Here is an 18,053-nt window from a genome sequence, read left to right on the forward strand (position 1 = left end):
TATTCCGGGCCGCCCCATGTGAGGCGGCCCTTTTTTTGTCCCTTTGCCCTAGCCAAGCTGGCGGCGGATCGTCGAGCGGATGGCCTTGCCATAGGGGGGTTTCAGTCCCGCCAGGCCCGCCACATCGAAGCGCGACTGCTTTAGGATCGCGCGGGCGTGACTGAAGGTGCGAAATCCGTCCAGCCCATGATAGGCGCCCATGCCGGACGGGCCGATGCCGCCAAAGGGCAAATCCTCCATCGATACGTGCAGGATGACGTCGTCCAGCGTGACCCCGCCCGAAATCGTACGGTCGAGAACATGGCGCCGTTCGGCCACGTCCGGCCCGAAATAATAAAGGCCAAGCGGCCGGTCGCGCCGGTTCACTTCGGCCAGTGCCTGATCGATCCCCGAATAGCGTCGCACCGGCAGGATCGGCCCGAATATCTCTTCCTGCATCACCGTCATCTCGTCAGTGACGTCGCGGACGATATGCAACGGCATCTTGCGGCTGTTGCTGGCCGCAAAATCCTCATTCGCCGGGTTGACCGTTTCGATGGTCGCCCCCTTTTGCCGGGCATCGTCCAGCCAGTCGGTCAGCCGCTGGTGGTGGCGGTCGTTGATGATCGCGGTGTAATCCGGATTGTCGGTCAGTCGGGGATACATGGCGCTGGCCGCCGCCTTCAGCCCATCGACCGCTGCCTGTTCATCGTCCTCGCGCACCAGCAGGTAATCCGGGGCCAAGCAGATCTGCCCGGCGTTCAGCATCTTGCCCATCGCCACACGCTCGGTCGCGCGCGCCAGATCGACACCCTTGCCGAAAATGACGGGGGATTTTCCGCCCAGTTCAAGCGTCACCGGCGTCAGATTGTCGGCGGCTGCATGCAGGATGTGGCGGCCGATGCCGGTCGCGCCGGTAAAGATCAAATGGTCGAAGGGAAGCCCGGCAAACGCCTTGCCCACCTCCGGCCCGCCAGACACGAACACCAGTTCGTCCGGCGCAAAATTGCGCGCGCAGAGCTGTTCGAAAAGGGCGGCGGTGGCCGGTGTAAACTCGCTGGATTTCACCATTGCCCGGTTGCCCGCCGCCAGGATGCCGGCGAGCGGCGCCATGCACAGCTGGACGGGGAAGTTCCACGGCGCGATAACGCCGACCACGCCCTTTGGCTGATATTCAACCCAGGCGCGCGCACCCAGCAGCCCCAGGGGAAACTGAACCTTGCGCCGATCCGGGCGCGCCCAGCGATCCAGCGATTTCAGCGCGTGCGACAGGGGCGAGACCGCAGCGACAATGTCGGTCAGCATGGACTGATCCCGGCTGCGATGACCGAAATCGTCCGACAACGCGTCGCAAAACGCATCGGCATTGTCGCGCAGCATGGCGATGGCCCGCCTCAGCCGATCCTTGCGCACCGCCATTGATACCGGCAATTCGGCGTTGAACGCCGCGCGCTGCACCTCCAGCATCGCCTGTAATTCGATCATGCCCGCTCTCCCGGTCGCTTATGTTTCCCTATCGAATAGCGTCGATCATCCACACCGGAAACGCCGAAAGCCCCAACAGCGCGCCAAAGGGCAAACGGCTGGCCGAATGGACCGGCCTCCCGGCGATCAGCAGGATCAGCACCAGCACCAGCCCGATGATGCACGCGCCGAGCAGCACCAATGGCAGTGCCTCCCACCCCAGCCACAGCCCGATCGCCCCGAACAATTTGGGGTCGCCCCCACCCAGCCCCATGCGGTTGCGGGCGCGCTGGTAGATCTGTGCTACGCTCCACAGGACAACAAATCCGGCAACGCCACCGATCAGGCGGTCCGCCATTCCGGGTTCCAGCCCGATGCCGCCGGCCGCGAGCCCCAGCAGCGCCAATCCGCCCGTACCCCAGTTCGGCAGCCAGAACGCAGCGACATCCAGACAGCCAAGCAGCAACAAGCCCCAGCCAAACACGGCACCCGCCGCACCTTCGACGCCCGGCGCCTCCATGCCCGCAATCAGCCCAATCAGCATCGCTGCGACTTCGATCGCTGGATGCAGCCAGCTGATGCGGTCGCCGCAGTGCCGGCAACGCCCCTTCAGCCACAAAAACCCGACCAGCGGGATCAGTTCGACCGGCCCCAGCGTCCTTGCACAATGATCGCAGCGGGAACGCCCATCGACCGGGCTGTGCCCGGCAGGCCAGCGGATCGCAGCCGTGGCGATGAAACTGCCGAACACCAGGCCCAGCAAGCCAAGGCCGAACGGCCATATCCAGTCGGGATCAGCCATCCCCGGGCGGCTTCTTGCGGATCAGATAGCGATAGGTACCGAACAGGTTGATACCGAACAGCACGGCATTCTGGGTGCCGAGCGCCGGATCGCCCGACAGGATCGACGCGGTGATCCATGCGATGGACGATCCGACGAACAGCACGAATCCCCAACCCGTCACCCGCCGGCCGGAATCGAGCGACACCATCAGCGCCGCGACGATGCCGCTGATCGTCGCCACCCACTTGATCGCCTCGATAAACGGGCTGTCCATACCGAGCTCCCTGTCCTTTGATGCCTTTGCATATCCGGCGATCCGCGCCTAGATCAGGTGCCCAACGCCGGAGCGCCGATATGTCTTCCGATCCGATCGTCATTCTTTCTGCCGCGCGCACCCCGATGGGCAGCTTTCAGGGCGTGCTGAGCGGCGCCAGCGCCACCAGGCTGGGCGCAGTCGCGGTCGGCGCAGCGGTCGAGCGGGCGGGGCTGAAGGGCGAAGCGGTCGAGCGCATCTATATGGGCTGCGTCCTTCCCGCAGGGCTTGGCCAGGCACCCGCGCGCCAGGCGGCACTTGGCGCGGGCCTGCCGCTGCACGTCGAGGCGACGACCGTGAACAAGATGTGCGGATCGGGAATGCAGGCCGCGATCATGGCCGCCGACACGCTGGCGGCAGGGTCCGCCGACCTGATCGTGGCGGGCGGCATGGAAAGCATGACCAACTCCCCTTATCTGTCGATGGCCCATCGCAGCGGCGCGCGCATCGGCCATGACGGGTTGAAGGATCACATGTTCCTGGACGGACTGGAGGACGCCTATGAGCCGGGACGGTTGATGGGCAGCTTTGCCGAGGAAGCGGCCCGTGATTACCAGTTCAGCCGCGAGGACCAGGACGCATTCGCTATCGCCTCGCTTGAACGGGCACGGGCGGCTCAGGCCAGCGGAGCGTTCCGCCGGGAAATCGTTCCGGTGGAGATCGAGGGCCGAAAGGGAGCCGTGACGGTCGACGCCGACGAACAGCCGGGCAAGGGCGATCCGACGAAGATTCCGACATTGCGACCGGCCTTTTCCCGCGATGGTACGATTACGGCGGCCAATGCATCGTCCATTTCCGACGGGGCGGCCGCGCTGGTCATGACCCGTGCCAGCATCGCGGACCGGCTGGGACTGGACCCGGTGGCCCGCATCGTGTCCCATGCCGCCCACGCCCATGCACCCGCCCGGTTCACCACCGCGCCGGTCGATGCCATGCAAAAGGCGCTCGACCGGGCTGGCTGGACGATCGGCGATGTCGACCTGTTCGAGGTGAACGAAGCCTTTGCCGTCGTTGCCATGATCGCCATGCGCGACCTGTCGATCGGGCATGACGTGCTCAACGTCCACGGCGGGGCCTGCGCGCTGGGTCATCCGATCGGGGCATCCGGCGCACGCATCCTGGCAACGCTGATCGCCGCCCTGCAGACGCACGGGCAGCGCCGGGGCCTGGCGTCCTTATGTATCGGCGGTGGAGAGGCAACGGCCATGGCAGTCGAATTGCTTGACTGACCGCCCGCCCCACCGTTCGATCCGTTCATGATCAGTCCGCCGCTGCTCAGCACAGTGGTGCTGGTCGTCGCCCTGGCATTGTTTGCCAGCGAACGGGTGCGCCACGATCTGGTGGCCCTGATCGCCCTGTTTGCCGCGATCATCCTGGGGCTGGTCCGACCGGAGGACGCATTTTCGGGATTTGCCGATCCGGCAGTGGTGACGGTGGCTGCGGTGCTGGTGATCGGCCGGGCGATCGAATTGTCCGGAGTCGCGTCGGCCATTGCCGGACGCCTGATCCCGCCCCAGGCCGGATTCACCCTGCGGTTGTCCATCTTGCTGGTCGTCGGGGCCGCGCTGTCGGCGTTCATGAACAATATCGCCGCTCTCGTCATCACCATGCCGCTGGCTGCCGATATCGCCCGCCGGTCAGGCAAGGCCCCGGGGGCGACGCTGATGCCACTGGCGTTCGCAACCATCCTGGGCGGCATGACGACCCTGATCGGCACCCCGGCAAACCTGATCCTGTCTTCCGTGCGCAAGGATCAATTAGGTGAAGGATTCGGATTTTTTACCATGACCGCGGTCGGAACCGCGGTGACGGTTGCTGGGCTTGGCTATCTGGCGGTGATCGGCTGGAAACTCCTGCCCACCCGGGGATCGATGGATCGGGAAACCCGGGCCCCGTGGCGTGTGTTCGAACTCGGCATTCCGGCCGGATGGGACATCACCAACGGCAGCGGGCTGCTGGCTGCACTGCGAACCGTACCCGCCCGGCTGGTCGCGGCTTTTCGATCCGGATCGCGCTTTGCCGTCCGTGCCGACACGGCGATCCGGCCCGGCGATCGACTGCTGCTGCTCAGCCGGGTCAGCCAGCGCGAAACCGCCGAGAAAACCGGACTGGTCGGCGCTGCGTTCGAAGAGGAAACCGCCGAGCGGGTGACGGCGCGGGTCGTGGTCGCTCACGGATCATCCCTGATCGGTGCGCGATACGCCGATGTCGGATCGCGTTCCGCGCACGAACTGGAAGTCGTCGGCGTCGGACCGCGCGTGGCCCGCGAACGGCGCCCATTGGCCGAACAGGTCATCCGTCGGGGCGACCAACTGTATCTGCGGGGCGATCAGTCGCAGCTGGCGGCCTTCATCGCCCGCGCTCGGCTGCTCGAGATCGACCGGCTCGATCTGCCCCGGATCGCGCCGGCTCAGGCATTCACGATCCTTGGCGTATTCGCCGGTGCCATCGTGTTGCTGGTCGCTGGCCTGGTGCCAGCGGCCATCGCCTTCACCGGTGCCGCCTTGCTCCTGGGATTGCTGCGGATGATCCCGGCCGACGAAAGCTACCGGGCGATCGATTGGCCGGTGATCGTGCTGCTGGCCGCGATGATCCCGGTCGGCCGCAGTTTCGAGGACAGCGGCGCGGCTGCGATCGCTGCCGCCTGGCTGGGTCAGGTCTTGATGGACCTGCCCTTGTTCGGCGTGCTATGCGCGCTGTCCGGCCTGACGCTGGTCCTGACCATCTTCCTGAACAATGTGGCGACTGCCGTCGTGATGGGACCGCTGGCCATCGGGTCCGCACGGCTGCTCGACATCGACCCCGATGCGGCATTGCTGGCGGTGCTGATCGGCACTTCGGCCGACTTCCTGACGCCGATCGGTCACCAGAACAACCTGATGGTGATGGGACCGGGCGGTTACCGGTTCACCGATTTTGCACGGATGGGCGCGCCATTGGTCGTGGTCGTGGTGCTGGTTTCCTCGGCAGTGCTCGCCGCTACCTACGGCTGACCGGCCGTCAAAAAGCCTCGTTGGGCTCCACGCCCCAGAGCCGTGCCTGCTCCACATATCCGCCGCGACCCATGACATCCAGATAGCACCAGCCGCGGGCGCACCGATTCACCCGGCCGACGACGCCCTTTTCGACACGCCACGAAACACGACCTGAGGTTCGGGGTGCATCGCGCAGCTCGGCCTGGTCGGCGGTAACCATCGCGGTTCGCTTGGCGCTCAGCAACGATGCGAATATCCAGCCTTGGGTGCCGCCGGGATCCTCGACCTTTCGCCAATCCTTGTACACCGCGACCACCCGCACGGGCAGATCGCGGCGGACATACAGCCAGTTGGTCGGATAGTTCGTGCCCGGACCAGTCCGCATCCGCGCCTCTCTGGCCGCAATGGATGCGTAATAGGGCACTTCGCGCCGCTGGGCCTGTGCCAGATCGGCCGGCAGGACGGACGCGACCGCCGCCAACAGCGCCAAACCGTGCCATCGACGCAAGCCCTCCCCCACGCGCTTTGCGTTACGGCCCGATGCTCCCCCCAGCGGCATCGTCAGTCCCCAGTCAGGATGCGATCGACCAGCTGCCGCACCGTCGGGACGAAGCCGTTGGAATAGAACGGATCCCGCTTGAACTTGTAGGCCGCATGGCCGGCAAACATCAGATTGCGGTCGGTATCGCCGCCGTGCGCGATATCCTGCAACGTCTTCTGGATGCAGAAGCTGCGCGGATCGGCCAGCCGGCCCGTAGAATTGGTGTCGGTATCCGCCCAGCTGGAAAAACTGCACTGGGACAGACACCCCATGCAATCCGCCTGATCCTTGCGGATTTCCTGCCGCTCGGCAGGCGTCACGAACACCAGCGTGTTGTCGGGCGTCTTCAGCGCATCCGTGAAGCCCAACCCGAACCATTCGCGTGCGCGCAACAGGTCGCCACGGGTCACCCAGAAATTCTTGCCCTTGACCCCCACGTCAAGCTGGAACGTGTGGTCCCCGGCTGCCTGGGTGGAAAAAGGGATCTGCCGTTCGGACCGCGCCTCAAGGCTCCGCAGGAACGGGTTGCGCACGGCGGACGAATAGAAGCCAGTCGGCGAAAACCGGTGGAGCAGCACGTCGCCCTCCTCGATTTCCATCAGCTTGCGCTTCCATTCGTCGGGGATCGGGCTTTCGCGCGTCAGCAACGGCCGGGTGCCGAACTGGAACGCGATCTGGCCCAGTTCGAGATTGTCGATCCAGTCGTTCCAATCGCGCAGGTGCCAGACGCCACCGGCCATGACGATCGGCACACTGTCTGAAATGCCGCCCTCGCGCATCGTTTCGCGGAGTGCCTTGACGCGGGGATAGGGATCCTGCGGTGCGCGCGGATCTTCGGCATTGGACAGGCCGTTATGGCCGCCGGCCAGCCACGGATCCTCATACACCACGGCGGACAGCAATTCTGCGGCCTTGGAATAGGCGCGCTTCCACAGGGCGCGGAACGCCCGACCCGAAGAAACGATTGGCAGGTAGGAGACATTGTAATGGGCTGCGATCTCCGACAGCTTGTACGGCATTCCCGCACCGCAGGTAACGCCGGCCACCATGCCCCGCGTCCGTTCCAGCACGCCGTGCAGCACGCGCTGCGCACCGCCCATTTCCCACAGGACGTTGATGTTGATCGCGCCCTTGCCGCCAGCCAGTTCCCAGGCGCGCTGCACCTGTTGAACCGCGCCCTCGATGGCGTATTCGATCAGTTCCTCGTGCCGTTCACGTCGGGACAGCGCGCGATAGATTTGCGGAATGATCTTGCCGTCGGCGTCATAACTGTCGGCATTCACGGCCGACACGGTACCGATGCCACCGGCCGCCGCCCATGCACCGGCGCTGGCATGATTGGTCGCCGCGACGCCTTTTCCCCCCTCGATCAGCGGCCAGACTTCCTGACCGTTATAGATGATCGGCTTCAAACCCTTGAACACTCTGCCTCCGCATGCACCACAAACCGGCCCCCGGCTTCGACCTAGCGGCAAATCGGCCGGAGTGCGAGCCTTTCCTTCCCCCGATCCGGTCCGGCCTGCGCCTTAGCCCAGCACGCCCGGACGGCCCATCGCCTGCCCGTATAGTTCGGCGTAGCGGGCGATCATCCGGGCTTCGTCGAAACTGGCCAACGCCTGTTGCTGGTTGGCCAGGCCGATCCGGCGGCGCGCATCCGCATCCACCGCCATCGCCTGAATACGGTCGCGCAGATGCACCGGATTGTGATCGATGCTGATCAGCGGCGCATTGTCCGGCGAAACCATCCGCGCAACGTCCCCCACCGGCGTCGACACCACCGGCAGGCCGGCCGCCATCGCCTCCATCACCGCAATCGGCTGTTGCTCGCTTTTCGACGACAGGGCGAAAATGTCGAACAGGCCCATGTACCGCCACGGTTCCGGCAGGAAACCGGGCAGATGGACCATGTCGTCCATCCCGTTCAATTCCGCCGCTTCCTGAATGGCCGCGCGTTCCGGTCCTTCGCCGACGATGACCAGGCGGACGCGTGCATGGACCACCCCTGCGACTGCCCGGACCAGCATCGGCAGGTCCTTGACCGGCCGCATTCCCGCCAGCGTGCCGATCACCACCTCGTCCGCGCGCTTGACGAACCCGGGAATGGCCTTCGCCGCACAGGGCGCGGCATAACGCTGCACCGGAATGCCGTTGGCGATGCGGTGCACCCGTGTCGGCGGCTGCTTCCAGATATCCAGCGCGATGCGTTCGAGGATGTGGCTTGGCACCACCAGCGCCTCAGCGGCACCCAGCGCGAAACGGCGATAGACGTTGCGCATGGGGTTCAGCCCCTGCGCCTCATCCTCGTTGAAGCCGTCTTCATGATGCACGACCGGCGGTGTCGCTTTTGGGAACACCCGCCGGGCCATGACGCCGTCGATCGCGCCCCAGTTATAGGTGAGCACCAGATCGAAGCGGCGCATGTAGCGCGCGATCGCATCATAGCGGGCGACCGACGGACGGCCGGTCAGCGGCGGAGGATTCTGCGCGATTTCATAGCGGACCGATTTCGGGATCGCGGCGCGGGCACCCAGCGCTTCCGGCACGCCCGACACGATCGTGTGCCGCGCCCGATCGCCGAACGCCGCCATCAGCCGGATGGCCCGGGCCTCCTTGCCGCCCAGGTCGAAGCTGGAATGCAGATGCAGGATATGGATCGGCTGGGCCATGTTCGCCCGCTATGCGCCGGGATCGATCCGCGTCAACAGCGCGTCGACGGCATCCCGTGATTCCGGCTCCTCCAGCGTGGGGGTATGGCCGACATCGGGCACGACAACCGATGTCGCATTCGGCAGCCGCTCGGTCATCCGCTGCTGAACCTGCTGGCTCAGGATGTCGGACAACGCCCCCCGCACGACCAGCACCGGCACGTCGCCCAGCGCATCATAGGCGCCCCACATGTCCGGGCCGGCCTCGTTCCCCGGAACCCGAAACGGCTCGGCGATCTTCATGTCGTAATCCAGCACGATCCGACCCTGGCTGTTCAGGCGGAACAGCCGTTTCGCCATGCGGAGCCAGTCGGGAACGTCATATCGGGGATATACATCCCGATTGGCATCGGCCAGGGCACGCGCCGCGTGCATCCAGGTGGGATGGCCGACCGCCCTGCCCACATATCCCCGGATCCTGGCCAGTCCGACGGGGTCCAGTTCGGGCCCGACATCGTTCAGCAACGCGCCGGCGATCCGCCCGCGCTCCGCCGTCGCCAGCAGCATCGACAGGATACCGCCAAGCGATGTCCCGAACAGGATCAACCGATCGAGTTGCAGCGCACCGATCAGCGCATCCAGATCCTGCAGATAGGTCAGGGGAACATAGGTCATCGGATCGCGGGCATAGGCGCTTTCGCCTCGGCCGCGCAGGTCGACGGCAATCAACCGCCATTCGCCAGCCAGCCGTTCGGCCACGCCCTCGAAATCCCTGGCATTGCGCGTCAGGCCGGGAATGCACAGGATCGTCGGGCGATCGGACCGTCCCGGATAGTCGCGGTAATGCAGCCGCAGCCCGTCCTTGGACCACCAATAGCCATCGCTAAAGGCAGGCGCTCGGCCCGTGGGGCGGGCAGCCGGGTTGTTTCGATCCGCCATCATCCCCCATATCCACACATGATCAACGCCCCGCAAGCCGACATCGTCCGTCCCACGCCATCCGGTTATCGCCCTGATCCGCAATTCCTGTCCCTGGGGGACGGATTTGCCGATCCGGTATCCCCCGCCGCGTTCCCACAAGCCATTGTGCGGTTCCGCAATCAGCGCTGGGCCGATGCGGTCGGCTTGGGCGAGCTGAGCGATGCCGAATGGGCAGATCATTTCGCGCGGTTCAACCCGCTGGACGGCAACCTGAGCCCTCCGCTGGCGCTGCGCTATCACGGACACCAGTTCCGCACCTACAACCCGGAAATCGGCGATGGGCGCGGGTTCCTGTTCGCCCAGTTGCGCGACGGTGCGGGGCGGCTGCTCGATCTCGGGACCAAGGGATCGGGGCGGACGCCCTATTCCCGGTTCGGGGATGGTCGCCTGACCCTGAAAGGCGGAGTGCGCGAAATCCTGGCCACCGAAATGCTGGAGGCGCAGGGGGTCGATACGTCGAAAACCCTGTCGCTGATCGAAACCGGCGAAGCGCTGGAACGCAATGATGAACCGTCGCCCACCCGTTCGGCGGTGCTGGTGCGGCTGAGCCATGGGCATATCCGCATCGGCATGTTCCAGCGGCTGGCCTATGAGCGGGATGCGGAGCGCATGACACGGCTGGCCAACTATGTGCTGCGCATCTATTTCGGGGAGCAGCCGGGCCACGATGCCGCCGCGCGCCTGCTGGCGCTGGTTGCCGAGCGGACCGCCCGGATGGCGGCCAGCTTCATGGCGTCCGGATTTGTGCACGGCGTCCTGAATTCGGACAATATCAACGTCACTGGCGAGAGCTTCGATTACGGGCCATGGCGCTGGACGGGCAGCTGGGACCCGGCGTTTACCGCAGCCTATTTCGACCATGCAGGCCTCTATGCCTTTGGCCGGCAGCCGGAGGCGATCCACTGGGACGTGATGCAGCTGGCTGTGGCGCTCAGGACCATTGCGCCGGCCGAGCCGCTGATCGAGGCGCTGGAAGGATTTCCGGACGCCTATCAGCGGGCGATCGCACCGGCGATCCTGTGGCGGCTTGGCGTCAAACCGGGCGATCCCGCTGACGATGCGGCACTGGTCCAGTCGATCGAACACGCCTTGCGCGAAACACAGTGGCCGATCGACCGGTTCTTCTTCGATGGATTTGGCGGCACCCTGCCCGATCATTATCCGCCGCCCTTTGCACCCGTGCGCGGTGCGCTGGACGGGCGGGTCGCCCGCAAGGATCGGGAACACCCCTATTGGTCCGACGCCGGACCGAACACGCTGCTGATCGATGAAGTCGAACAGCTATGGGCCGCAATCGATCAACGCGACGATTGGCAGCCGCTGACCGACAAGGTCGCGCAGATCCGGCGGATGGGCGACGCGCTTCGATAACGGGCATCCGGATGGGCGGCATCCGGGCGGGTGTGGCGCGCGCCGATGTTTTCTGGCAAGCGCGACAGCGGAAATGGGTTTGGACACAGGTCGATGAGCGACAAGATGTTTTCGTTCGAACCGGCAACAGGGGCAACCCTGTGGACCGGCGTTGCGGGCGATGCCGATAGCGAAGTCGCCGCAGCCCGTCAGGGCTGGGCCGCATGGGCGGCACGCCCCGTCACCTATCGCATCGAAACACTGCGGCGGTTCGCCAATGTCGTCCGCGCGAAGCACGAGGCGTTTTCCGACATCATCGCGCGCGAAACTGGCAAGCCCCTGTGGGAGGCGCGCACCGAAGTGGACACCGTGATCGCCAAGGTGGACATTTCGGTCACCAGCTATTCCGACCGGACCGGCCAGCGGCGTGTGGAACAAGCGATGGGCGGTCGGCTGGCTGTCCGGCACAAGCCGCACGGCGTGCTGGCGGTGCTCGGCCCCTATAATTTCCCTGCGCACCTGCCCAATGGCCATATCGTCCCCGCCCTGATCGCGGGCAATGCCGTGGTGTTCAAGCCATCGGAAAAGACACCGGCGACCGGCGAGTTTTTGGTCAAATGCTACCGGGAGGCGGGCGTGCCGGAGGCTTGCATCCGATTGCTTCTGGGCGGCCCCGACATGGGCAAGGCGCTGTCGGCGCATGCGGATATCGACGGCCTGTTGTTCACCGGGTCGGCCGGTACCGGCATTGCGCTCAACCGCCAGTTCGCCGAACGACCGGAAAAGATCCTTGCCCTGGAAATGGGCGGCAACAACCCCATTCTGGTATTCGACACCCCCGATCTGTACGCCGCAGCTGTGCTGGTGATCCAGTCGGCCTTTACCTCTGCGGGGCAGCGCTGCACTGCGGCCCGGCGGCTGATCGTCGACCAGAAGATCTATGATCCGCTGATGGCAGAAATCGACCGGCTGGCCGGCCGGCTGATCGTCGCGGAACCGCATGCCGACCCGCAACCCTTTATGGGCCCGGTGATCGACAATGACACGGCGGACATGCTGCAGGAAAGTTTCCTGGGGCTGCTCACCCGTGGCGGACGGCCGGTGCGGTACCTGGAGCGGCCGATCGACAACCGCCCGTTCCTGTCGCCCGCGATCATCGACATGACCGACGCGCGGGAACGCCCCGACGTCGAACTGTTCGGCCCCATCCTGCAGGTCGTCCGGACGGACAGTTTCGAAGCGGCCATCCACGAGGCAAATCAGACCCGATACGGCCTTTCTGCATCCCTGGTCAGCCAGAATCCGGGGCTGTACGACCAGTTCTGGGCCAATATCCGGGCCGGCATCGTCAACTGGAATCGCCCCACCAACGGCGCGTCGTCCGCCGCGCCCTTTGGCGGGATCGGCTGGTCCGGCAACCACCGCCCAAGCGCCTATTACGCCGCCGATTACTGCGCCTATCCGGTCGTGTCATCGGAGGTCGAGCAGGCCCGGGTATCGATCGGGATTGGCTTGCGCGACGGTTGACGATAGGTCCTGGCCCCAGAACATATCTGGTGCAGGAGGGGGCACGATGGTCACGCGGCGGGAAATGATTGCGGCGACAGCGGCAGGGGCCGCCCTGACCTCGCTGCCGGACGTGGCGTCGGGTCAGCGCCGGGCAAGTTCACCGCCGCGCGGCTTCGTCCAGCGGCAGGGCATCCGCTTCACCCTTGACGGCCAACCCTATCGATTTGTCGGGGCGAACATCTGGTACGGCGCCTATCTGGGCGCCGAGGCTGCGTTCGGCGACCGCGAACGGCTGAAGCGCGAACTCGATCGTCTGGTCGGGCTAGGGGTCACCAACCTGCGCCTGCTGGCATCGGCCGAACAGGGACCGCTAAAGGCCTCGGTCAAGCCGGGGTTCCGGGATGCCGGCTCTGTCTGGAATCCCGCACTCCTTGGGGGGCTGGACTATTGCCTGGCCGAAATGGGCAAGCGCGGGATGAAGGCAGTCCTCTATCTGACCAATTTCTGGGAATGGTCGGGGGGGATGCAGACCTATCTCTATTATGTCACCGGCCGGTATATCGACATGAACGACCCGGCTCACCCCTGGCCGGCCTTTCCCAACGCCAATGCCGCCTTTTACGGCAATGCGCGGGCGGTTGCGCTGTACCATGATTGGGTCCGGGCGCTGGTCGGGCGAACCAACGGCATTACCGGCATCGCATATCGGGACGACCCGACCATCATGAGTTGGCAGCTGTGCAACGAACCCCGCCCGGCCGGTGATGCAGCCACCGCCGCATCGTCGAAGGCCCCCTTCCTCGCCTGGGTGCAGAACACGGCCAAGCTGATCAAATCGATCGATCCGCACCACCTGGTTTCGACCGGTTCGGAAGGGGTTAAGGGAACGGTGGAGGATGGCGATCTGTATCTGCAGGAACACGCCTTTCCCGAAATCGATTACTGCACGGCCCATATCTGGCCGCTCAACTGGAGCTGGGTCAGCGACCGCGACCTGGCCGGAACCGCAGCGGCGGGCAACAGGCTGGTCGCCGACTATATCGACCAGCACAGCCGTTTCGCCAGCCAGCTGGGCAAGCCATTGGTGATCGAGGAGTTCGGATATCCGCGCGATGGCGGCGGATATGACGATCACGCGACAACGCAGTTCAAGGACGCCTATTACCGCACCATTTATGACGCGGTCGCCGCCAGCATCGCCAGGGACGGCCCGATCCAGGGCAGCAATTTCTGGGCATGGAACGGCGAAGGCCGGGCAGCGCATGGCAATCACCGCTACCGCGACGGCGACCCCTTCGTCGGCGATCCGCCGCACGAACCGCAGGGATGGTACGGCGTGTACGACAGCGACGAAACGACGCTGACGATCGTGCGGTCGCATGCAGCGCAAATCCGGGCAGCATAGCTGGACTAAAGCCGGTCAAAGCAAGCTTGCGTTGCGGTTGCCCGGACCAGGGCGCATTTCGTTTCAATGCATTGCACCTCTGCTCAATCGCCGGAACCGCGCGCCCCTGGCCAGGTGATCCTGGTCGGTGCCGGGCCGGGCGACCCGGACCTGCTGACCGTTGCTGCGTACCGGGCGATTTGCGAAGCTCGCATCGTGGTGCACGACGGACTGGTCGGACCCGACATCATGGCGTTGATCCCGGCTGATGCCCGGCGGATCAGCGTTGCGAAGCAGCGCTCACGCCATGCGCTGCCGCAGGAGGGTATCAACGACCTGCTGGTGACCTTGGCCCGGACCGGTCAGGATGTCGTTCGGCTGAAAGGCGGCGACCCATTCATCTTCGGGCGTGGCGGCGAAGAGGTGGAGGCCGTGCGCGCCGCCGGTATCGATGTCCGAGTCATCCCGGGCATTTCGGCCGCGATCGGCGGCGCGGCCGGAACGCTGCTGCCGCTGACTCACCGGGACCATTCCAGCGCCGTTACCTTTGTGGCCGGTCAATGCCGTGGCCTGTCCGATCAGAACTGGTCCGGGCTGGCGGGCAAGGGGCGGACGCTGGTCATCTATATGGGTGTCGCCACCGCGGGCGAGATTACCGAGAAACTGATTGCAGACGGGGTGTCGCCGGCCATTGCCGTCGCCGTGATCGAACGGGCCACGCGCCCGGACCAGCGGGTGCTGCGGACGCTGCTGACCGATCTGGGCGACATGATCGTGCGCGAAGGCGTGGCCAGCCCGGCGATCATCGTGGTGGGCGAGGTTGCGGCGCTGGCGCAGGCGACCGATTCGCTCGATCAATTGGCAGCCAAGGCGGAGGCGATGGCGTGAAACTGGTGACCGGAAATGACCTTGGCACTGGCGACGTGATCTGGTGGACCGGATCGGGATGGTCGCGCCATGTGGCGGACGCAGTGGACGTCGGCCCGGACGGCGAGGCGATCCTGGCCGCCGAACAGAGCGCCCGCCGCGTCAATTCCGGCTATCTCGTCGATGCCACGCCGACAGCCGATGGGCCGCGTCCCGACCATATCAAGGAACGGATCCGCGCGCTTGGCCCGACGGTCCGGCTGGATCTGAGCCTGGCTCCGGATGCCGATGTGGCGGCGGTACTGAAATGATGCGGACGCGGTTCAGCATCGTCTCGGCAATTTCGGCCTGGAACGGCCGCATCGGCGGCTCCAATCCCCTTACCCGCAACGGCCTCAACCGTCCGCGTCAGGAACAATAAGCCATGTATCGTTACGATCAGTACGACCAGTCCATCGTCGAGGCCCGCGTCGCCGAATTCAGCGACCAGGTGCGCCGCCGGCTGGCCGGGGAATTGACTGAGGACCAGTTCAAGCCGCTGCGGCTGATGAATGGCCTGTATCTGCAACTGCACGCTTATATGCTACGCGTCGCCATCCCCTATGGGACGCTGAATGGTCGGCAGATGCGGATGTTGGGCCATATCGCGCGGAAATATGATCGCGGGTACGGCCATTTCACCACGCGTCAGAACATCCAGTACAACTGGATCAAGCTGGAAGACGCGCCGGACATTCTGGCCGAGCTGGCCACGGTCGAAATGCATGCGATCCAGACCAGCGGCAACTGCATCCGCAACATTTCGTCTGACCAGTTCGCCGGCGCGGCTGCGGACGAAATCACCGATCCACGGCCCTGGGCCGAGCTGCTTCGGCAATGGAGCACCTTCCACCCCGAATTCAGCTATCTGCCGCGCAAGTTCAAGATCGCGGTGATCGCTTCGCCGGTGGATCGCGCGGCGATGCGGCTGCACGATATCGGCATCGAAATTATCGAGCGCGACGGCGCGCATGGTGCCCGCGTCTTCGTGGGCGGGGGCATGGGCCGCACGCCGATGATCGCCCATGAAATCCGCGACTTCGTTCCGTTGAGCGATCTGCTGTCGTATCTCGAGGCGTGCCTGAGGGTCTATAACCGCTATGGCCGCCGCGACAATCTGTACAAGGCGCGGATCAAGATCCTGCTGCACGAGATTGGTCCGGATGCCTATCGCCAGCAGGTCGAGGAAGAATTCGTCGCGGTGAAGGCGCTGGGGATCGACCCGCCCCAGGCGGAGTTTGATCGGATCGCGGCGTATTTTGCGCCGCCCCCGTTCGAAGCCGGCCTTGTCGATACGGTGGACCGCAGCGATCCCGACTTCGCGGTCTGGTTCGACCAGAATGTGTCCGCGCACAAGCGGCCGGGCTATGCGGTCGTGACGATCAGCCTGAAGCCGAAGGGCGGCATCCCCGGCGATGCGACGGCAGACCAGATCGACATCATGGCAGGGCTGGCGGAACGCTACAGCTTTGACGAACTGCGCGTTACCCATGCCCAGAACATCGTGCTGCCCCATGTGCGCAAGGGCGACCTTCATGCGCTGTGGCAGGCCTTGGTCGAGGCTGGGCTGGCCGAGCCGAACCTCGACCTGATCAGCGATATCATCGCCTGCCCGGGTCTCGATTATTGCTCGTTGGCGAACGCCCGGTCGATCCCCGTCGCGCAAAAGATCGCCGCCCGCTTCGCCGACATCGATCGCCAGCGCGAACTGGGCGAATTGAAGCTGAAGATTTCGGGCTGCATCAATGCCTGCGGGCACCACCATGCCGGCCATATCGGCATTCTGGGCGTCGACCGGAAAGGGGTTGAAAACTACCAGCTGCTGCTGGGCGGTTCCGGCGCCGAGGACGTCAGCCTGGCCGCGATCACCGGGCCGGGTTTTGACGAGGACGGCATCGTCAATGCGGTCGAGACCGTGACCAACGTCTATCTGCGCGACCGGCAACAGGGCGAGCGCTTTGTCGACACCTATCGCCGCATCGGCATGGCCCCGTTCAAGGAGGCGCTTTATGGCTGAGTTGCTCCGCTTTCGTGACGATCCCGCGCCACAGGAACAGCCGGTGCCGCTGGAGGCGTTCCTTGGGCAGTCCAATGCCACCGCCGTCCGGATGGAGCCGGGCGATGATGCGCGCACGCTGATCGCGCATCTGGAACGTTTGGCGCTGGTGGAAATCGCGTTTCCGACATTCCGGGATGGCCGCGGCTATTCCGCCGCCCGTATCCTGCGGGAAGCCGGGTTTGTCGGCGAATTGCGTGCCGAAGGAGACGTACTGGTCGATCAGTTGAACGTCATGCGGCGTTGCGGGTTCGACAGCTTTGCCCCGCGCGCTCCGATCGATCCGGCGGTGGCGCACCATGCGCTGACCGTCCTGCCCCATGTCTATCAGCCCGCTGCCGACGCCGCGGTGCCGGTGTGGAAGCTGCGTCATGGCTAAGGCCATTGCCGTCCGCCCGGTCGACCGGATCGACAGCGCGCCGCGGTTCGTCGCCGCCGATGCGCATCGGCTGAACAACCTGTTCCGGGGTACCGAAACCCCGGAAATGCTGCGCACCGTCCTGGGTGAGCGCATGCTGGGCGATACGGCCGTCGTGTCGTCCTTCGGGGCGGAATCGGCGGTGTTGCTGCATCTGATCGCTCAGGTGGATGCGGCGACTCCGGTCATCTTTCTGGATACGCTGAAGCATTTCCCGGAAACCATCGCCTATCGGGACACCCTGACCGCATATCTCGGCCTGAAGGATGTGCGCATCATTCAGCCCGATCCAGAAACACTGGGTAAAAAGGACGAAAGCGGCCTGCGCTGGTCCTATGATCCCGATGGGTGCTGCGAAATCCGCAAGGTCATTCCGCTGGCACGTGCCCTGGCTGATTTCGATGCCAGTATCACGGGCCGCAAGGCATTCCAGGCATCGACCCGTGCAGCACTGCCCCGGTTCGAGCTGGATGCGTCCGATGCGCAGGGGCGGATCAAGTTCAACCCGCTGGTCACCTGGACGTCCGACGACCTTCAGGCCTATCTGGCCACCCACGACCTGCCCCGGCATCCGCTGGTGGAACAGGGGTATCCCTCGATCGGATGCGCACCGTGCACTGCGCGCGTGGCACCCGGTGAAGATGCCAGGTCGGGGCGATGGTCCGGGTGGGACAAGACCGAATGCGGCATCCACCTGCCCGTGCCGGACGGCGATCCGGAACAGCCGAGCTTCTGAACGGCGGGTTCA

Annotated in this window: 17 protein-coding genes; 10 read left to right on the forward strand and 7 right to left on the reverse strand. The window is 65.1% G+C overall.

All coding sequences use genetic code 11. The features are described 5' to 3' along the window. Positions 1-48: 48 nt before the first annotated feature. Genes ACPVPU_RS10495 through ACPVPU_RS10505 form a run of 3 tightly spaced genes read right to left on the reverse strand, consistent with a single transcriptional unit; the run spans position 49 to position 2,501 of the window. On the reverse strand, positions 49-1,464 hold the full coding sequence (locus tag ACPVPU_RS10495) for a coniferyl aldehyde dehydrogenase (RefSeq protein WP_448657891.1): 1,416 nt from the start codon (positions 1,462-1,464) through the stop codon (positions 49-51). Positions 1,465-1,492: 28 nt separating this feature from the next. Then, complete coding sequence (locus ACPVPU_RS10500) at positions 1,493-2,245, reverse strand: prepilin peptidase (protein WP_448657892.1); 753 nt, start codon at positions 2,243-2,245, stop codon at positions 1,493-1,495. Beyond that, entirely contained in the window at positions 2,238-2,501 is a 264-nt protein-coding gene (locus ACPVPU_RS10505; protein WP_448657893.1) for a hypothetical protein, read from the reverse strand. Before ACPVPU_RS10505 ends, ACPVPU_RS10500 begins: the two co-directional genes overlap by 8 nt. A gap of 80 nt (positions 2,502-2,581) precedes the next feature. Here ACPVPU_RS10505 and ACPVPU_RS10510 point away from each other — a divergent pair, with 80 nt between their 5' ends. Then, positions 2,582-3,769, forward strand: coding sequence for an acetyl-CoA C-acyltransferase (locus ACPVPU_RS10510; protein ID WP_448657894.1), 1,188 nt, complete (start codon positions 2,582-2,584; stop codon positions 3,767-3,769). 27 nt (positions 3,770-3,796) lie between these two features. Then, positions 3,797-5,533: an SLC13 family permease gene (locus ACPVPU_RS10515; RefSeq protein ID WP_448657895.1), complete on the forward strand. Its 1,737-nt coding sequence runs from the start codon at positions 3,797-3,799 to the stop codon at positions 5,531-5,533. Positions 5,534-5,540: 7 nt separating this feature from the next. On the opposite strand, the gene ACPVPU_RS10520 is transcribed toward ACPVPU_RS10515, so the two are convergent. From ACPVPU_RS10520 to ACPVPU_RS10535, 4 genes are all read right to left on the reverse strand, one after another. Further along, positions 5,541-6,023 (reverse strand): SH3 domain-containing protein, encoded by a 483-nt coding sequence (locus ACPVPU_RS10520; RefSeq protein WP_448657896.1) that lies wholly within the window; start codon positions 6,021-6,023, stop codon positions 5,541-5,543. A gap of 53 nt (positions 6,024-6,076) precedes the next feature. After that, a complete protein-coding gene (locus ACPVPU_RS10525) occupies positions 6,077-7,480 on the reverse strand; it encodes an NAD(P)H-dependent flavin oxidoreductase (RefSeq protein ID WP_448657897.1) in 1,404 nt (467 codons plus the stop codon). A gap of 102 nt (positions 7,481-7,582) precedes the next feature. Further along, the gene (locus tag ACPVPU_RS10530) at positions 7,583-8,722 is read right to left on the reverse strand and encodes a glycosyltransferase family 4 protein (protein WP_448657898.1); all 1,140 of its coding nucleotides are present in this window, start codon (positions 8,720-8,722) and stop codon (positions 7,583-7,585) included. Positions 8,723-8,731: 9 nt separating this feature from the next. Beyond that, positions 8,732-9,643 carry an alpha/beta fold hydrolase gene (locus ACPVPU_RS10535; RefSeq protein WP_448657899.1) on the reverse strand — a complete coding sequence of 304 codons (912 nt, stop codon included), beginning with the start codon at positions 9,641-9,643 and terminating at the stop codon, positions 8,732-8,734. 15 nt (positions 9,644-9,658) lie between these two features. Between ACPVPU_RS10535 and ACPVPU_RS10540 the strand changes: the two genes are divergently transcribed. The 8 genes from ACPVPU_RS10540 (at position 9,659) to ACPVPU_RS10575 (ending at position 18,041) form a co-directional block, all read left to right on the forward strand. Continuing rightward, a complete protein-coding gene (locus tag ACPVPU_RS10540; RefSeq protein ID WP_448657900.1) occupies positions 9,659-11,053 on the forward strand; it encodes a protein adenylyltransferase SelO family protein in 1,395 nt (464 codons plus the stop codon). Between the two features lie 93 nt (positions 11,054-11,146). Next, positions 11,147-12,559, forward strand: coding sequence for a succinylglutamate-semialdehyde dehydrogenase (gene astD / locus ACPVPU_RS10545; RefSeq protein WP_448657901.1), 1,413 nt, complete (start codon positions 11,147-11,149; stop codon positions 12,557-12,559). Positions 12,560-12,605: 46 nt separating this feature from the next. After that, positions 12,606-13,946 (forward strand): glycoside hydrolase 5 family protein, encoded by a 1,341-nt coding sequence (locus ACPVPU_RS10550; protein WP_448657902.1) that lies wholly within the window; start codon positions 12,606-12,608, stop codon positions 13,944-13,946. Positions 13,947-14,012: 66 nt separating this feature from the next. After that, positions 14,013-14,813: a uroporphyrinogen-III C-methyltransferase gene (cobA, locus tag ACPVPU_RS10555; protein WP_448657903.1), complete on the forward strand. Its 801-nt coding sequence runs from the start codon at positions 14,013-14,015 to the stop codon at positions 14,811-14,813. Next, positions 14,810-15,103 carry a DUF2849 domain-containing protein gene (locus ACPVPU_RS10560; protein WP_448657904.1) on the forward strand — a complete coding sequence of 98 codons (294 nt, stop codon included), beginning with the start codon at positions 14,810-14,812 and terminating at the stop codon, positions 15,101-15,103. The genes cobA and ACPVPU_RS10560 overlap by 4 nt, the downstream gene beginning before the upstream one ends. Before the next feature lie 113 nt (positions 15,104-15,216). After that, on the forward strand, positions 15,217-16,848 hold the full coding sequence (locus ACPVPU_RS10565; protein WP_448657905.1) for a nitrite/sulfite reductase: 1,632 nt from the start codon (positions 15,217-15,219) through the stop codon (positions 16,846-16,848). Continuing rightward, positions 16,841-17,266, forward strand: coding sequence for a DUF934 domain-containing protein (locus tag ACPVPU_RS10570; protein WP_448657906.1), 426 nt, complete (start codon positions 16,841-16,843; stop codon positions 17,264-17,266). The genes ACPVPU_RS10565 and ACPVPU_RS10570 overlap by 8 nt, the downstream gene beginning before the upstream one ends. Further along, a complete protein-coding gene (locus ACPVPU_RS10575; RefSeq protein ID WP_448657907.1) occupies positions 17,259-18,041 on the forward strand; it encodes a phosphoadenylyl-sulfate reductase in 783 nt (260 codons plus the stop codon). Before ACPVPU_RS10570 ends, ACPVPU_RS10575 begins: the two co-directional genes overlap by 8 nt. Positions 18,042-18,053 lie beyond the last annotated feature (12 nt).

Source organism: Sphingomonas paludis (assembly GCF_053502515.1).

What these genes read in the sequence shown, in the direction of transcription:
- ACPVPU_RS10495 (WP_448657891.1), bottom strand. Translation starts at nt 1,464, where the DNA reads ATGATCGAATTACAGGCGATGCTGGAGGTGCAGCGCGCGGCGTTCAAC.
- ACPVPU_RS10500 (WP_448657892.1), bottom strand. Translation starts at nt 2,245, where the DNA reads ATGGCTGATCCCGACTGGATATGGCCGTTCGGCCTTGGCTTGCTGGGC.
- ACPVPU_RS10505 (WP_448657893.1), bottom strand. Translation starts at nt 2,501, where the DNA reads ATGGACAGCCCGTTTATCGAGGCGATCAAGTGGGTGGCGACGATCAGC.
- ACPVPU_RS10510 (WP_448657894.1), top strand. Translation starts at nt 2,582, where the DNA reads ATGTCTTCCGATCCGATCGTCATTCTTTCTGCCGCGCGCACCCCGATG.
- ACPVPU_RS10515 (WP_448657895.1), top strand. Translation starts at nt 3,797, where the DNA reads ATGATCAGTCCGCCGCTGCTCAGCACAGTGGTGCTGGTCGTCGCCCTG.
- ACPVPU_RS10530 (WP_448657898.1), bottom strand. Translation starts at nt 8,722, where the DNA reads ATGGCCCAGCCGATCCATATCCTGCATCTGCATTCCAGCTTCGACCTG.
- ACPVPU_RS10535 (WP_448657899.1), bottom strand. Translation starts at nt 9,643, where the DNA reads ATGATGGCGGATCGAAACAACCCGGCTGCCCGCCCCACGGGCCGAGCG.
- ACPVPU_RS10540 (WP_448657900.1), top strand. Translation starts at nt 9,659, where the DNA reads ATGATCAACGCCCCGCAAGCCGACATCGTCCGTCCCACGCCATCCGGT.
- astD (WP_448657901.1), top strand. Translation starts at nt 11,147, where the DNA reads ATGAGCGACAAGATGTTTTCGTTCGAACCGGCAACAGGGGCAACCCTG.
- ACPVPU_RS10550 (WP_448657902.1), top strand. Translation starts at nt 12,606, where the DNA reads ATGGTCACGCGGCGGGAAATGATTGCGGCGACAGCGGCAGGGGCCGCC.
- cobA (WP_448657903.1), top strand. Translation starts at nt 14,013, where the DNA reads ATGCATTGCACCTCTGCTCAATCGCCGGAACCGCGCGCCCCTGGCCAG.
- ACPVPU_RS10565 (WP_448657905.1), top strand. Translation starts at nt 15,217, where the DNA reads ATGTATCGTTACGATCAGTACGACCAGTCCATCGTCGAGGCCCGCGTC.
- ACPVPU_RS10570 (WP_448657906.1), top strand. Translation starts at nt 16,841, where the DNA reads ATGGCTGAGTTGCTCCGCTTTCGTGACGATCCCGCGCCACAGGAACAG.
- ACPVPU_RS10575 (WP_448657907.1), top strand. Translation starts at nt 17,259, where the DNA reads ATGGCTAAGGCCATTGCCGTCCGCCCGGTCGACCGGATCGACAGCGCG.